The organism is Massilia sp. CF038, from assembly GCF_900129765.1.
Classification (GTDB): Bacteria; Pseudomonadota; Gammaproteobacteria; order Burkholderiales; family Burkholderiaceae_D; genus Telluria_A.
The window spans coordinates 782,952-798,075 of the sequence record NZ_FQWU01000002.1 but is presented as its reverse complement, the minus strand read 5'-3'; the positions used below and the strand labels follow the sequence as shown (position 1 = coordinate 798,075).

General features: G+C 61.4%; 15 protein-coding genes. 10 read left to right on the top strand and 5 right to left on the bottom strand.

Annotation, left to right across the window (positions count from 1 at the left end; genetic code table 11):
- The first annotated feature begins 492 nt into the window (after window positions 1-492).
- From BUC24_RS14010 to BUC24_RS13980, 7 genes are all read left to right on the top strand, one after another.
- A complete protein-coding gene (locus BUC24_RS14010) occupies window positions 493-1,710 on the top strand; it encodes a S8 family peptidase (protein ID WP_083598921.1) in 1,218 nt (405 codons plus the stop codon).
- 175 nt (window positions 1,711-1,885) lie between these two features.
- A complete protein-coding gene (locus tag BUC24_RS14005) occupies window positions 1,886-2,755 on the top strand; it encodes an NAD(P)-dependent oxidoreductase (protein ID WP_073217163.1) in 870 nt (289 codons plus the stop codon).
- A gap of 6 nt (window positions 2,756-2,761) precedes the next feature.
- Window positions 2,762-3,235: a cupin domain-containing protein gene (locus BUC24_RS14000; RefSeq protein ID WP_073217161.1), complete on the top strand. Its 474-nt coding sequence runs from the start codon at window positions 2,762-2,764 to the stop codon at window positions 3,233-3,235.
- A gap of 371 nt (window positions 3,236-3,606) precedes the next feature.
- Window positions 3,607-4,779 carry a glycosyl hydrolase family 18 protein gene (locus BUC24_RS13995; RefSeq protein WP_229448215.1) on the top strand — a complete coding sequence of 391 codons (1,173 nt, stop codon included), beginning with the start codon at window positions 3,607-3,609 and terminating at the stop codon, window positions 4,777-4,779.
- 140 nt (window positions 4,780-4,919) lie between these two features.
- On the top strand, window positions 4,920-5,186 hold the full coding sequence (locus tag BUC24_RS13990; protein ID WP_073217157.1) for a DUF2164 domain-containing protein: 267 nt from the start codon (window positions 4,920-4,922) through the stop codon (window positions 5,184-5,186).
- 133 nt (window positions 5,187-5,319) lie between these two features.
- Window positions 5,320-7,092: an eCIS core domain-containing protein gene (locus BUC24_RS13985; RefSeq protein ID WP_073217154.1), complete on the top strand. Its 1,773-nt coding sequence runs from the start codon at window positions 5,320-5,322 to the stop codon at window positions 7,090-7,092.
- Window positions 7,093-7,170: 78 nt separating this feature from the next.
- Window positions 7,171-7,653: a VOC family protein gene (locus tag BUC24_RS13980; protein WP_073217151.1), complete on the top strand. Its 483-nt coding sequence runs from the start codon at window positions 7,171-7,173 to the stop codon at window positions 7,651-7,653.
- An 18-nt stretch (window positions 7,654-7,671) separates the two neighbouring features.
- Here the strand turns inward: BUC24_RS13980 and map are convergent, their stop codons facing one another.
- Entirely contained in the window at window positions 7,672-8,481 is an 810-nt protein-coding gene (gene map, locus BUC24_RS13975) for a type I methionyl aminopeptidase (RefSeq protein WP_073217149.1), read from the bottom strand.
- A gap of 11 nt (window positions 8,482-8,492) precedes the next feature.
- A complete protein-coding gene (locus BUC24_RS13970; protein ID WP_073217146.1) occupies window positions 8,493-9,101 on the bottom strand; it encodes a TetR/AcrR family transcriptional regulator in 609 nt (202 codons plus the stop codon).
- A gap of 113 nt (window positions 9,102-9,214) precedes the next feature.
- Between BUC24_RS13970 and BUC24_RS13965 the strand changes: the two genes are divergently transcribed.
- Together BUC24_RS13965 and BUC24_RS13960 are read left to right on the top strand one after the other, a co-directional pair.
- Window positions 9,215-9,706, top strand: coding sequence for an acyl-CoA thioesterase (locus BUC24_RS13965; RefSeq protein WP_073217143.1), 492 nt, complete (start codon window positions 9,215-9,217; stop codon window positions 9,704-9,706).
- A 169-nt stretch (window positions 9,707-9,875) separates the two neighbouring features.
- Window positions 9,876-11,735: a hypothetical protein gene (locus BUC24_RS13960; protein WP_143167513.1), complete on the top strand. Its 1,860-nt coding sequence runs from the start codon at window positions 9,876-9,878 to the stop codon at window positions 11,733-11,735.
- On the opposite strand, the gene BUC24_RS13955 is transcribed toward BUC24_RS13960, so the two are convergent.
- On the bottom strand, window positions 11,701-12,477 hold the full coding sequence (locus tag BUC24_RS13955) for a M48 family metalloprotease (RefSeq protein WP_073217137.1): 777 nt from the start codon (window positions 12,475-12,477) through the stop codon (window positions 11,701-11,703). The two genes, BUC24_RS13960 and BUC24_RS13955, sit on opposite strands and share 35 nt — an antisense overlap.
- A 172-nt stretch (window positions 12,478-12,649) precedes the next feature.
- Between BUC24_RS13955 and BUC24_RS13950 the strand changes: the two genes are divergently transcribed.
- Complete coding sequence (locus BUC24_RS13950) at window positions 12,650-13,180, top strand: DUF6622 family protein (RefSeq protein ID WP_083598919.1); 531 nt, start codon at window positions 12,650-12,652, stop codon at window positions 13,178-13,180.
- Between the two features lie 2 nt (window positions 13,181-13,182).
- Here the strand turns inward: BUC24_RS13950 and BUC24_RS13945 are convergent, their stop codons facing one another.
- The gene (locus BUC24_RS13945) at window positions 13,183-13,743 is read right to left on the bottom strand and encodes a hypothetical protein (RefSeq protein ID WP_073217131.1); all 561 of its coding nucleotides are present in this window, start codon (window positions 13,741-13,743) and stop codon (window positions 13,183-13,185) included.
- A 22-nt stretch (window positions 13,744-13,765) separates the two neighbouring features.
- Complete coding sequence (locus BUC24_RS13940) at window positions 13,766-15,103, bottom strand: DUF4019 domain-containing protein (protein ID WP_073217128.1); 1,338 nt, start codon at window positions 15,101-15,103, stop codon at window positions 13,766-13,768.
- Window positions 15,104-15,124: the final 21 nt, after the last annotated feature.

The following is a 15,124-nucleotide window of genomic DNA, read 5'->3' as shown; positions in this document are numbered from 1 at the left end:
GCCGAGGCCAGGCAAAGGACGAACGAAGTTTCCCAGATTGAAAAGACGAGCAGAGTGACGCAGCCTGACCTTCGACGGGGAGACGACGCGCGTCCGCCTTCCGTCGTGGTCCGCGGCCCTCTTGGGCTGGATTGTGGCTTCCGCTGGCGCGGGAGCTGACCGGGGCTCACCAAAACCGGTCCACCATTCTCGACGACGCAAGCTTACGACAAAGCATCTCTGCTTGCAAGTTGCGCAGCCGTGGGCGGCTGGACAGCCGGGCGCGCGTTGCTATCACCATCGCCCAAAAGCACGACATCGTCTATACAGATCTTTTTTTTTTGAATTTGGTTATACGCCACAGATTTTGTCTAATTTTGTGACTTATTCGATTCCGAAAAATTTTCAAATACACTCGTTTGCGCTTGCCGATTTACCCGATTTGCAAGGCGATGCATGCGGGCCGACAGAGCCCCGCGGCGACTTGAAAACTATCTATCGACGGAGGAAGACATGATGCAAAGTACCTCGATCGCTCAGGCGGTCAAGCTTTTGGTGGTAGTGGTGGCAGTGGGCGGCTTCATCGGCAACGCCCTGGCAGCGGAGGGCACCACGCGGGTGATTGTCAAATTCAAGGAAGGCCGCGTGACCGCCAACAGCATGAAGTCTGCCGTCACGTTTGCCAAGGGCACGGTCAAACATGAAATTTTTGGCACCACCGCCATGGCGATTGAAGTGCCGCTCAGCGCACTCGAAGGTTTGAAGAACAATCCGAACGTCGAGTACGTCGAAGAAGACCACAAGCGCTACCCGGTTGCCTTGACCACGCCGTCGACCGGCAATCCTTACCTGACCGGCCAGTCGGTGCCATACGGCATCAAGCTGGTGCAGGCGGATCTGCTGCCTGACACCAACGCCGGCAACCGCAAAGTGTGCATCATCGATTCCGGCGTGGACCGCGCTCACGAAGACTTGGTTGGCAACAGCGCCAATATGAGCGGCCAGTATGATTCCGGCACCGGCAACTGGTATCAGGACCAGAACTCGCACGGCACCCACGTGGCCGGCACCATCGCGGCCGTCAACAACAGTGGACTGGGCGTGGTGGGGGTGAACAGCAACAAGCGCCTGAAGCTGCATTTCGTCAAAGTGTTCGGAGCAGGGGGCTGGGCCTATTCGTCGACGCTGGCGTCGGCGGCCAATCAGTGCGCCACTGCAGGGGCCAACGTGATTTCGATGTCACTGGGCGGCAGCGGCTCGAACACCACCGAATCGAACGCATTTGCCAACCTGGCCTCGCGCGGCATTTTGAGTGTCGCAGCGGCGGGCAATGCCGGCAATTCGTCGATTTCTTATCCCGCTGGCTACAGCAGCGTGATGATGGTGGGCGCCGTCAACGAATACAAGCAGTGGGCGTCCTTCTCCCAGTACAACAGCAAAGTGGAAATTGCCGGTCCGGGCGTGAGTGTGTATTCCACGGTGCCCTTGGCGGTGAAAGGGACCAAGTACGCCTACTTCAACGGGACCTCGATGGCGACGCCGCACGTGGCCGCCGTCGCTGCGCTGGTGTGGAGCTACTTCCCAAGCTGCACAGGAGCGCAAATCCGTACCACGCTGGGCAAGAGCGCGCTGGACCTGGGCACGGCCGGACGCGATACCAAGTATGGCTATGGCCTGGTACAGGCGAAAGCCGCGTATGACAGGATCCGCACGTATGGCTGCGGCGCCTGATTGACGCAGGGGCGGTCCGGTCACGCGACCGGGCCGTTCCGGGCCAGCTGTATTGGTCAATTGGCCATGACTGTACATGGATTTGCCAGGATGCCTGTATCGGCACAGGTCGTGCATTTCCGGCTAGGATGAAGCCTGGTGACAGCTTGCGTCACCGCTTCTCTGAGGGTATTGCATGAAAGTCGGTTTCATTGGACTGGGGAACATGGGCGCGCCCATGGCGCTTAACCTGGCGCGCGCTGGCGTCGACCTGATCATCTGGAACCGCAACGTTGACAAGGCGCACGCGCTTGCCGCCGCCGGTGCCCAGCTTGCCGTAGCAGCTGCACCAGACCAAGTGTTCCAACTGGCCAAGGTGGTCATTCTGATGCTGGCCAACGCCGCGGCCATTGACCATGTCCTGGCGCGTGGGACACCAGCATTCTCCCAATTGGTGCAGGGCCACACGATTGTCCACATGGGCACGACGGCGCCGGACTATTCCCTCGCGCTGGAGCAGGACATTGTGGCTGCTGGCGGGTCCTACGTGGAGGCACCGGTTTCCGGCTCGCGCGTCCCGGCGGAGCAGGGCACGCTGGTCGGCATGCTGGCGGGAAATGCCGAGGCCGTGGCGCTGGTCCAGCCCTTGCTGCAGCCGGTGTGTGCGCAAACCTTTGTTTGCGGTGCGGTGCCCCAGGCGCTGCGCATGAAACTGTCCGTCAATCTGTTCCTCATTACCATGGTGGCCGGTCTGGCCGAAGCGACGCATTTCGCCGAACAAAACGGGGTGGATCTAGCGGTATTTCGCGCAATTGTTGACGCTGGGCCAATGGCAAGCAAGGTGTCGTCGATCAAGCTGGCCAAGCTGGTGGAAAAGGATTATTCGGTGCAGGCGGCGGTGACGGATGTGCTGATGAACACCCGCCTCATTCATGACGCCGCCCGTGCAGGCGGCATCGCGTCGCCCTTGCTCGACCAGTGTCTGGATCTATTTGCACGGGCGCAGGACCAGGGACACGGCAAGCTGGATATGGCGGCCGTGATTCTCGCGTTGTCGGGGCGCTGACTGGGCATGGAAAAGCCTGTTGCTCTTGTCGCTGCCGAAGTGGCAGCCGATACCAAGCCGTCCTTGTATCCCGCGCAGTATGCTGCGCGCATGGCGGGCCGCAGCAAACGCCGCCTGAGCCAGGTATTTGGAATGACCAACTTTGGCGTCAACCTGACGACGCTGGCACCAGGTGCGAGTTCAGCACTGCGGCATGCGCATACCCTGCAAGATGAATTCATCTACATCGTCTCAGGCAACCCCATCCTGCATACCGATGACGGCAAGCACCAGATGGCGCCTGGCATGTGCGCGGGCTTTCAAGCCGGCACTGGCAATGCGCACCGCTTGCTCAACGACAGCGATGCAGACGTCACGTATCTGGAGATCGGTGACCGCAGTGCAGGCGACGAAGCGGTCTACCCGGACGACGATATGAAGGCCGTGCAAGTCGACGGCGTGTGGTTATTTCTGCACAAAGACGGCAGCGCCATCGAATAAGCTGCGGGCGTTTGACAAATAATTTTCGCGTTCTGCCCGACGAGTTTCTCGAAGACATCTTCGATGTCCTTCTGTTCCCCGCGCAAGTGGTATGGCCACCGTCGCCTGGTGGGGCAGGGAGCGCCTCGTGAAATGACTCAAGTGCCAGGCCAATCTTGCAAGTGGTCCTGTCGCTTTCTTTTTGTTCAATTCCTGCTGGCCTTTTCCTGCGATACCAGAAAATCAAGTCCAGTACTCTGCCTCCATCTTTTCTTCCTATCCCCCAATTTATCTTGCCTGCGCGCCCGTTGACCGAGCTGAAATAGACAGTGATACTGCAGAAATGGAATCGGTTCCATATTCTGATCAATCGTTGTTTTCACGGAGTCAAAATGAGAAAAATACGCACTTACCTGGGCATGGCAGTGATGGGCGCACTCCTGATCGCTTGTGGTGGATCGCAAGACGATCCAAAGAGCGCCAACGCCCCGATTCAGAAGGCGAGGGTGGAGTCGAGCGCGGTTGCCGCCGCTGCCGGCACAAGCGTTGATCTGGCCGCAGGCGCAAGCACGGCGGCAGCGGCCGGCTGCAATGCGGTGATTTGGGCGCCCGGCATTAACTATCCGCTCGGCACCGTTGTGCTGTACCAGCCGAACGGCCAGTATTACAAAGTCGTGCAGGTGGCCGGCAATGGCAGCGACGGCACCACGCCGACCATCTCCACCTGGTACTGGCAGCCATTCAGCTGTGTTGTGCCGAGCGCCAAGAAGATCGTTGCCGGCTACTATCCAAACTGGACGCCGTCGCCGCTGCGCATTCGCGACATTAACCCGCGCTACAACCTGATTTACCTGTTTGCAGCCACCCCGGTCGGCGGTGCGCCAGGCACCACCGGCGCTGTCACGTGGAGCGCGCCAGGCAATGGCCGCGGCGCTGCCAGCAATCTGAATGCCGATATCCAGTACGCGCGCAGCACGCAGGGCCGCAAGATCATTCTGTCCGTCGGCGGCGCCGGTAACGGCATGAGCTTCCCCAACCGTGCCAAATCGCAGACCTTCGTCAACAGCATCGCGGCAATCTATCGCCAGCTGGGCGGGATTGACGGCATGGACTGGAACACCTTTGAAGGCAGCCAGGCACCGGACACCAGCGAAATGATCTGGATCAGCCTGGAACTCAAACGCCTGTTCCCCGGCTTTATCATTTCCGCGCCACCCGCGCCTTGGAATAATGTGGACAAGGAATTCTGCCGTGCGATGGTCGCCGCCGGTGCGCTTGACTATGCCGCGCCGCAGTATTACGACGGCCCCGGCCTGAACCAGCCTGCCTATGTGGTCGACAATGTCCGCCAGTGGGTCAATCTGCTGGGCGCGAACCGTGTTGTGGTCGGTTTCGGCATCAACAACGTCACCAATTACATGACGCGTGAGCAGGCAATCACCACCTGGAAGCAGGTCAAGGCCAACCATCCCGACATTCGCGGTGGTTTCGACTGGCAGATCAATACCGATGAAGCGCAAGGCTGGCCTTTCGCCAATGGCGTTGGACCGCTGATCAATCCGTAACTTGCCGGGGTGCGGTCCTGCTGCTTGCAGGGCCGTATCGCGGAGGTGATTTGCTCAGAAATTTTTCCACTTGCCTAGACTGGTTCTTTGCAGGCGAACGGGGCACAATCGGTTTTTCCTGACGAACAACCGAGCCGCACATGCCCATCGACATTTCTTCCGACGCGACCAAGCAGGCGATCGCGTCCATTCAACGCTACTTCACCGAAAACATGGACGAGCCGGTCGGCAGCCTGGAGGCAGGCTCCCTGCTGTCGTTTTTTTTGACGGAGATTGGGCCCGTGGTGTACAACAAGGCCGTGGCGGATGTACAAGGCAAGCTGCAGGAGCGCGTTGCCGAGATCGACGTCGAAGTCTATGAAGAAGCGTTTTCCTATTGGTCCAAGGGCCGCAAGCAGCAGCGCTGACCACGAACTGCTAGCCATCGGCAAAGTTTTGCTTTAATGTAAAGGTTTAGGCGCCGGCGCTGATCGCAACCTTCGGGACATGATCCGGATTTTGCCTGCGGAAGATTGAACGATCCACCCAGGGAGTTCAGCGATGCGCATCCACGCGCCGAAACCGGTATCCGCAGCGCAGCCTGTAGCGGCGCCGCCAGTCGCCAGCCAGTACACCAGCGCCCACACAATGGCAGAACCACCAGCGCCGTTTGATTTCAGCCGTATACCTGTCACCCCACGCTCCCATACCTTGCATCGTCACGCGGCCGGTGCCGGGCCCGCGATCGCGCCCGCCCTGGTGCACGAGGTCTTGCGCGGACAGGGCCGGCCACTGCCGCTGGAGGTGCGGCGCGAGGCCGAGACGATGCTTGGCCATCAATTTGCCGATGTGCGTATCCACACCGATGCCAGCGCCAGCGCGTCGGCGCAGGCCGTTGCCGCCGATGCCTATACGGTCGGGCGGCAGATCGTGTTTTCTGCGGGGCGTTTCGATCCCGCATCGGCGCAAGGGCGTCGTTTGCTCACGCATGAGCTGACCCATGCCGCAGCCGCGCCGCAAGGCGCCGCGGCACCTACAGGCGATTTGCGGATCAGTACGCCTGGCGAGCCCGCCGAGCGGCACGCGGTGGCGGTATCCGACGGCCAGCTGGCGCCATCCAGTCCAGCGCCGGCGGCCGCGCCTGCGCTGTTTCGCACCCCCGGGGCAGCGGGCCAGCTCACGGATGCCACGGTCAATGAGCGGCGCGTGACCGTGCCGCCGGAAGCGGGGCTGGCGTTCAATACCGTGACCACGCCAGCCAGCGCAAGCGGCCTGACCTTTTCCCTGGTGGGTGACACGGCGGCAATCGATACCGGCACGACGATCGACGCCGCAGGGATCATCACGGTGGCCGCGGCGCAGCCAGGGGGCACAGCCCACGTCGTGGTAAATCAGTTGCTGACTCTGCCGAACGGCGATACGGCAACCTCCATGCGAACTGCGCCGTTCACATTCACGGCCATTCCCACCGGAATTGGCGGCACGACTGGTACTGCCGCCAACGCGCGCGGCCTCTACGGCGGCCATTTCTTTCAGACGTTTACCGCCGCTGGGACTGCCAGCACGCTCAACCGTGCCCATGTCAACGAGCGCTTTGACGGCGGGGTAGGCCAGCAGCTCACGGTGCAGACCCCGTTTGGCCCGCTGGTGGTGGGCATCCACGATCCGGACGATGCGACCAAAGGCTGGGACCTCAATGCGTCGGCCACCATGGTCGCACTCGATCATGTCAGCTTCGGCCACAATGTCGACGCCGGGCCATTCGTGATGAACGCGTCCAATCCGACGCCCGCCCTCACACTGCCGCAAGCCAGTTTGATCGTGCAGACTTTCCACAATCTGAGCTATCCCAGCCGGACCTACGGCGCCACGCCGGTGGCGCGCACGACCCACCGGCGCGCATTGGAAGAGCGGGGCGGTCACATCAAGGCCGTCACCAGCGCCAATCCAGGCGCGACCGGCCCCGAGGTGGTCGAAGATTACGTCGGGCCGGCCGTGTTCCGCAATATTGTCGCCACGCCCAATGCCGTGCCAGTCACGCCAGCGCGCGTGCGCGGCGGGCCCCGGCCCACGCCCACCACGTCGACTGTGACGGTCGAGAAAGAGGGCGGCAGGTCCAGTACGGTCTTCAGCGTTCGTTCGCCGAACCTGGGCTGCAGCATTACGCAGCGGGGCGTGTTCACCCCCGGCACGCAGGCAGGCACGGTAACTGTGCGCGCGGGAAATGCGAGTAACTTTGCCGAGACTACCATCACGGTAGGTACCCCGGCGCCGAGTGTGCCTGCCGTTCCGGTTCCGCCCGGGCCGGTGGCGCCGCCACCGCCGACACCCTGATCCGGTGCGCGACGGTGTGGTGGGATATGCGACACTGCTGGGCCGAGGTCCTGCATTGCAAACTTGAGGAGACCGAAAATGACCAGCAAGAACACGATTTGCCTGTGGTACGAACGCGATGCGGTGGACGCCGCCCGATTTTATGCCGAAACTTTTCCTGACAGTGCAGTGCATGCGATCCACCGCGCGCCAGGTGACTATCCTGATGGCAAGCAGGGCGATGTGCTGACGGTGGAATTCACGGTCGCTGGCATCCCGTGCATCGGCTTGAACGGCGGACCCCATTTCAAGCACAGCGAAGCGTTTTCCTTCCAGATCGCCACTGATGACCAGGCCGAGACGGACCGCTTGTGGAACGCCATTGTCAGCAATGGCGGCCAGGAAAGCGAGTGCGGCTGGTGCAAGGACCGCTGGGGTTTGTCCTGGCAGATCACGCCGCGCGTCCTGGTCGAGGCCATCACCGACAAAGATCCTGCCGTGGCCAGCCGCGCCTTCCAGGCCATGATGACCATGAAAAAGATCGACATTGCCGCGATCGAAAAAGCGCGCGCAGGCAAGTAAGGCTGGCTTCGACGCGTGTTATTGGCGTTCAGCTCTTTCTTTGGCAGACAAGGTAAAGATCTCCACGCCATCTTCGGTGACGCCCACCGTGTGTTCGAACTGTGCCGACAGGGAATGGTCTTTGGTCACCGTGGTCCATTTGTCACCCAGGACTTTCACCTGGTAGCCGCCGGCATTGACCATCGGCTCGATGGTGAAGAACATGCCTGGCTCCAGCACGATGCCGGTGCCGCGCTTGCCCTGGTGGACCACTTGCGGCGTGTCATGAAAAATCTGGCCCACGCCATGCCCGCAAAAATCGCGTACCGACGAGAAACGGGCCGCGCGGATCACGCTGTCGATTTCCGCACCAATGTCGCCCAGGGTGGTGCCTGGCTTGACCAGCGCCACGCCGGCCATCATGGCTTTGTACGCCACGTCGACCAGGCGTGCGGCCAGAATTGAGACCTCGCCCACCATGAAGGTGCGGCTGGTGTCGCCGTGCCAGTTGCCTTCAATCTTGGGCGTGACGTCAATGTTGACGATGTCGCCCGCCTTCAACACCTTGGTTTCCGATGGCACGCCGTGGGTGACCACGTGATTGACCGAAATGCAGCTGGCGTGCTTGTAGCCGTGGTAATCAATGGTCGCCGGTATGCTGCCGGCAGCGCGCATGAAGGCTTCGCAAATGCGGTCCAGCTCGGCCGTGGTGATGCCGGGGCGCACGTACGGTGCAATGTGGTCCAGCGTGTCCGCGGCAATGCGGCCGGCGATACGCATGTGTTCGAAATGCTCGGCATCGTGCAGCCGGATCGGTTTGCCGTAATCTTTTTGAGTAGAAAGTCGCATCCGTGTTGATCTTAAAGTGAGGCCGTTTCGGCGGCCAGGGAAGCCAGTACGGCATCGTGCGATGCACGCAGGACGTCGTCGATGCGCGCTGGAACAGGCAAGTCTTGCAGCAGGTAGGGTTTGATCATGGCAATGGGCGATGCGAACAAGGTAAAGCGCAACACCGCTTCCGCGTCACCGTCGCTGTCCAGGCCCTGTTTTTGCAGCTCGCGCAGGCACTGCCGGAAACACAGGTCCAGTGCGTCCTGCTCGGCTTCGAGTGCGGCATGGAGTTCGCCAGACAAGGGCTCGTTAAATACGGGGAAGTCCTCGCATTGCAGCAGAAACTTGGCGTACAGCGGTTTCCGGCGGCACCATCCCAATAATGCCGAGACGGCTGACCAGGTCTGTCCGTCCGACCAGTGACACGCGACCTCGGTACGGAAGTCGGCCTTCACGCGCAGCCAGGAGCGGGCCAGGATGGCGCCGCGTGACTCGAAGCGGTGATAAACCGAGCCGGTGGGGGCGCCAGCCTTGCTGGCAATGGCGGCAATCGATACCGCGCTCACGCCACAATGCGCGACCACCTCGATCGACGCCTGGATGATGCTGTCTTCGGAAAATTTAGCGAGTCTGACCATCCAAATAGAATACAGATTCTATTTGCCGCTGTCAAATGATGATCGGCAAGTGTTGTGCCTGTCTTCGGCTAGAATTGCACTACCGAATCGAACACCGCTGACGAAGGGGCCACATGAGCGACACGCAAACCGAACAGCCGACACCGCGTGGCTGGCTGGCCAATGAATTGACGATGACGGTCTTGATGACGCCGGACATGGCCAATTTTTCCGGCAATGTGCACGGCGGGACGATTCTGAAATACCTCGACAGCGTTGCCTACGCGTGCGCCAGCCGCTACTCCGGCAGCTATGTGGTGACGCTGTCGGTGGATCAGGTCATGTTCTTGCAGCCGATCCATGTGGGCGAACTGGTGACCTTCCTCGCTTCGATCAATTACACAGGCAACAGTTCGATGGAAGTGGGCATCCGCGTGGTGACTGAAAACATTCAGCAGCGTACCGTTCGTCACGCCAATAGCTGCTACTTCACCATGGTCGCGGTCGATTCCGAACGCAGACCTGTCCGCGTTCCGACGCTGGAACCGGCCAATGATGAACAACGTGCGCGCTGGGCCAAGGCCGAGCAGCGCAAGTTGTCGCGCCAGGCGCTGCACCGCAAGTAGGGTTCGCGCAGACGGCGTGTCCGCAGCGCCGGCCGCTGCGGCATTTCCCTGATGGCAAATGTGCGTCCTGGCGTGGTACGCTTCTCCCCTTGCGCATGGGCGCCGTCTTATACTCTTCGACATAATGTTATCAATGTGGCACCCCAGTACGACCGAAACGACAGCAGATGTGGGGACAGACGCCGCACAGCAGGCGCAAGACGGTAAAGCATGGCACGCCGCGCAGACGGCGGTTACCTGGCCTTTTATGGTGGCATTCCTGTATTTGTTGCTGCCGTCTGCAATCGTGCTGGCCTGCTTCACCCGCTACCCCATCCTGGTGGCCGGTGCTGCCACTGCAGCAATCCTCTGGACTGGCTGGCGGTTGGGCCAGATCCCATCGTTCAATCTCAGTGCGCTGGTCCGTACCTGGCCCTATCTTTTGCTGGCGATAATCCTGGCATGGATGTCGGGCGCCATGCCGCCTTTTGCTGAAAACATCGACTGGTACAAGCACTACGCGATTTTCAATGCCCTGGGCGAGCAGGCCTGGCCGCCACAGTTCCTGGTGGCCGATGGCATGGCGACCTTGCGCTATTCGCTGGCGTACTATGTGGTGCCGGCCCTGGCTGCCAAGTGTTTCGGCGCCACCGTCTTGCCGCTGGCAATCTTTGCATGGACCACGCTTGGCTGCTACCTGAGCTTGCTGTTGGCATTTGATGCCAGAGCGCGCTCTAGCCGCGCCGCGCTCATGCTTGGGCTCATTTTTGTGCTGTTTAGCGGCGCTGACATTGTCGGGACTTACTTTACAGGTGCCTTTCCATCCAGCCCGATGCCGTCCATGCACATCGAGTGGTGGAGCTATTTTGGCGAATTGCCCTCAGCGGTCACCAGCCTGTTCTGGACACCCCAGCACGCCATTGCCGGCTGGCTCGGCGCGCTCTTGCTGTTCCGCTTTCCCCATCAGGGGGTGCGCAATGCCGGCGTGATCGGTGCGGCAGCAGCAATCTGGTCGCCTTTTGTCGCGATCGGCTTGCTGCCCCTGCTATTGTGGGCAAGCGCCACGACTGGGGTACGTGCGCTCTTTTCGCGCTCGAACATGATTGCCGCGCCCGTGCTGCTGGTCCTTGGCGCCCTGTTCCTGACGCAGGGCGCGGGCGGTATTCCGTTCGGCTTCGTGTGGAATGCGCCTGATGTGATCTGGTACAAGCACGCCTTTTCACCTGTGGTATGGGTGCTCTTTGTGCTGCTCGAATTCCTGCTGCTGGCATGCGCGCTGGTGTTGCTGCGCCCGGCCAGCAAGGGCATTGTGGCCATTCTCTGCAGCTTTATGTTGCTGCTAAGTGTGTTCAGTGGCGGCGCCTACAATGATTTGCTGATGCGCGCCTCGATCCCGTCGCTGGCGGTGCTGGCTTTGCTGTGCGCGCAAGCGCTGGTCTGCGCCGCGCACAGTTGGCGCACCATACCGCTGGTCTTGCTCTTGCTCGCCGGACTGGCCACGCCGTATGGCGAGATGCAGCGTGCAGTGCGCGGGTCCCGCATCAAGGACGCGGCCGCCATTTCGATGCAGGACGTGTTGAGTCAGAATCCGGCGCTGCAGGCACAGTACGTGCTGCCCGCGAACATCGCGGTGACGGTGCTGCCGCCCGTGCTGGACGAAACACGCTTGACCTTCACCACGTTCGGGAATGCCGACTTTGACGTGGCCGGGAGACGCGTGGGCTCGGCAACCTACACAGACGCGGCGCTGGTCTCGCAAACAGTCGACCTGCCTGCCGGCTACTATCAAATGCGTGCGACCCTGGACTGGGAAGTCGCTGCGGCAGAGCCGGTTCAGCACGCTGCGCACATTTCGCTGCACGGCAAGGTGATGGTGCTAGCCATTCCGACCTCGCAAGCGCATAACAAAACGATCGTGAAGTATTTCTATTGGAAGGGCGGGGCCACCAGTATTTCCTTCGGCCTCGGCGGATGGTCCAGCGGCAAAGGCGCGATCACGCTGAAGCAGCTGAGGTTCAGTCCCGCCTTGCCTCCCGCAGCCCGCCGCTAGCCTGTGCGCCGTCGTGCGCGGCATCCAGGCGTGCAGCCAGCTGCCGTGCCGCGCGCCAGCGTTGCAGGGGCGCGGGATGGGTCGGGCTGCCGGTGCGGCTCATGGGACTGGCTTGCTCCAGCTTGCGGTAGTAGCCGGCCAGGTGGCTGGCGCGCCAACCCGCGCGCCAGGCCATCAGCAGGCCGGCCTGGTCGGCCTGAACTTCCTGCTCCAGATTGATGCTGGCCAATTGGGTCATGAGCCGCGTGTCATTGTCGACCGCGTCTTCCAGTGCAGAGAAGGGGCGTTCGCGCCAGGCGGGCGCCAGGCGGATCGCTTCCTGGTATTCCGCCAGATTGTGCAACAGGATCGCGTGTTGCATCTCGTGGCTCAGGATCATGGCCAGCTCCGCGTCGTTCAAGCCTAGCCGCTCGCTATAAGGCTGGCCAAGCAACATCTTCCCGCCCGCCATGCATGAAGCGTTCTCGTCGGTATCGCTGCTGATATGCACTTCCCAGGCAATGGCCTGGGCGCCTGGATCATCGCGCTGCGCCTGGCGCGCCAGCGTTTGCACGATGGCTTGCACACGCGCAAGGAAGTGCCGGTCCTGGTCCAGCATGCGCGCCTGCGCCAGTTCGCTCACCCTGGTGCGGTAGAGCTTTTCGGCGCCCGCCACCACCTCGTCCTGGCTGAGTGCGCAGGCGCTCCTGCTTGCCAACATCAGGCATGCAGCAATCAACAAGGCAATCCGGTGCCGGCTCATTCTGCCCATCATACTCCTCGCGGGACGATGCCTGTGCATGCCGAACAGCGCTGCAGTTGGCGCCGGCACGCTGCAACTGGCGCCGTCGCGCGTCAATTCGTCGCAAACGTTTCCGGCACATGGGCGCTGCTGGCACAGTGGCTGCACTTCACCACTTTTGCGAAAGCCCATCATGCTGCAACAGATCCTGACCAACACCCCCGTCTACGTGTGGGCCATTCTTGCTTTCCTGGTATTGCGCGGCGTGATAGCCATGCGCGACCGGGAAATTAGCATCGGCAAGCTGTTCATCATTCCGGTCATCATGCTGGCGCTGGCATTGCAGAGCATTGTCGCGCGATTCGGCGTTGAACTGCTTCCTCTGGCAGCATGGACAGCCGGCGCCGCGTGTCTGACGGTTCTGGTGTTCAAATTCGGCGGCACGCGGCTGACCAGCGGCAGCACGGCAGGGCTTGTCCTGGTACGCGGCAGCTTTTTGCCATTTGCATTGATGATGGCGATTTTTCTGACCAAGTATGTGACAGCCATTGTCTTCGCTGTGCAGCCCCAGGCGAGCCAGAACCCCCTGTTCGTGGCGCTGGTCTGCGCCTTGCTGGGCATCTTCAATGGGTGCCTCCTGGGACGTCTGGCCAGCGATCTGCGGTATGTTCGCAACATGCCGCAGCAGGCCAAGGACGGCACGCCCGCCTCTGCGGCAGCCTGATCTTATTTCTTGACGAGGAATTGAGGGCAGACCGAGCCATGGCCAGGGCAGCCGCTGCCGGAAGACATATCGGCCACCAGCAGCACCCATTCCGACATCTGGCCCTTGCCGACATCGATGCGCGCCGCGTCCAGACGGCACAGGGCCACCATTTCGGCCACGGCGGCGCGGCATTCAAGCACGTGGGCAGGGTCGCCAATTTGCGGGTAGACCGCTGGGTTGTAATAGTCGCGCCCCCCATTGTCCGTCTTGTCCCACTCTTTCGCGTCCGCTGCGCTGAAGCGCAGTGATCTGGTCACTTGCGGATCGGGTACCAGCGCCGTCGGGGGCGTGTCCGGTTCATACTCCGTTGGCGCCAGGTATTTTCCGTCGACCATTCTGCGGGAAGAGATGGTGCAGTCTGCCTCGCCGTTGCAGCTGGTTTTAAATACCCAGAACACGGTTTTGCCATTCTTCTTTTCGTAAGGCGAGTGAAATTCGCCTTCCCATGCGGCGGCGCTACTGTTGGCGCAGATGCCCAGCGCAATAGCGCTGGCCAGGGCCAGTTTGTTCATCCAGTTCATTGGTCTTCCGTTTCTCTGTGTATTAATTCCGTTTGGCGGGGCGTTGCGCCCACAAAGACACTTTCCATTCGCCGGTTTTTTCACGCAGCAGTTCCACCGTTTCGATCACCGCCTCTTCATTCGTAAAGCGGGAATTGAACTGCAAATGAAAGCAGTCCCCATCCGGCACCTTGATCAGTTCGCCGGACAGGAAGGTGCGCGTTACCAGCTGCCCAAGTGGGCCGCGCAGGGACTGAAAGGTCGATTGCGCGTACTCCCTGCTGAAATCGTGCTTCAGGAACGTTGACGCCTCATCCCAGCTTTTGCCGTAGTCACCGCCATCCATTGACACCAGCCAGCTGCTTGCCACGTCTTTGACGGCAGACAGGGTTTCCTCCGCGCGGGCCGGTGGCAGGCTGCTGACCATCACGTCGGCCGCTGCCGCCAGATCGAGCTTGCCTTGCATGTGCGGCACCCAGCCCGCTTCAATGGCTGGCATGAAAGGCGCCCAGTGACCAGCATACAAGCCGCGTTTGTCAGCGTAGGGCACATAAGGCAGCCTGGCGCTTTGTGCCAGCACCTCGCGCGTGACCGCGCCCACGGTGTAAAACTGCGCAACGTGCCACAAGTCGGCATCGCGATCGCGTCCGGCTGCCTTCAGGCGCGCATCGAGCGCCGCTTCCAGTGCCGCCGTCACGGTCGTATGCGAGGCCTCGTGATACAGCATTTCCAGCGCTGCCAGGTCCTGGTACTCGCTGCGGCTGCTCGGCATCACGATTTGGTCATCGGTGTAAGCGCCTTGACGGGTGCCGGTGTCGAACACCACGTCATCACGAATGGCGGACACTGGAAAAGGGGCGCCCAGGTGCCGTTCGATGCCTGCCTGGATGGCCGCGCCATATGCGCCGTCGAGCTTGCGCACGGCGGCGATCCAGTCGCGGTTGCTGCGGTCGTGCGCGGGCCACAGGCAGCGCGCATACACCGGCGCGGCGCGGTTGAGGGGGGCCGTCAACTCTGCCGGCAGACCGCGGCCGCTGGCGCTGCGGATGGCGTCGTCCAGCGTCAGCGCGCGTTTGATTGCGGTCATTGCGGGGTCGTGCAGCAAGGACTTGTCTGCGTAACGGGCGCGGTAAAACGCGATGGCGTTCTGCAGTGCTGCCATCTCTTTCTGATTGGGTTTGGCATGCCACGCAAGACCTGTCAGCTTGTCCTTGTGGACCGCCATGTCATACAGGAAGTGATGCAAGTTCATCAGAAAGGCGCTGTGGAACGCGAACGTCGCCCGTGGCGCAGCGTCGCTGCCTTGCGGTGCAGGCGGGTCGGCCGCATTGGCCGCGGTGGCAAACGACAGCAGGAGGAGCAGGGCAGGCAGTGTTTGCATCGAACCAGGCTTGGTGAAAAA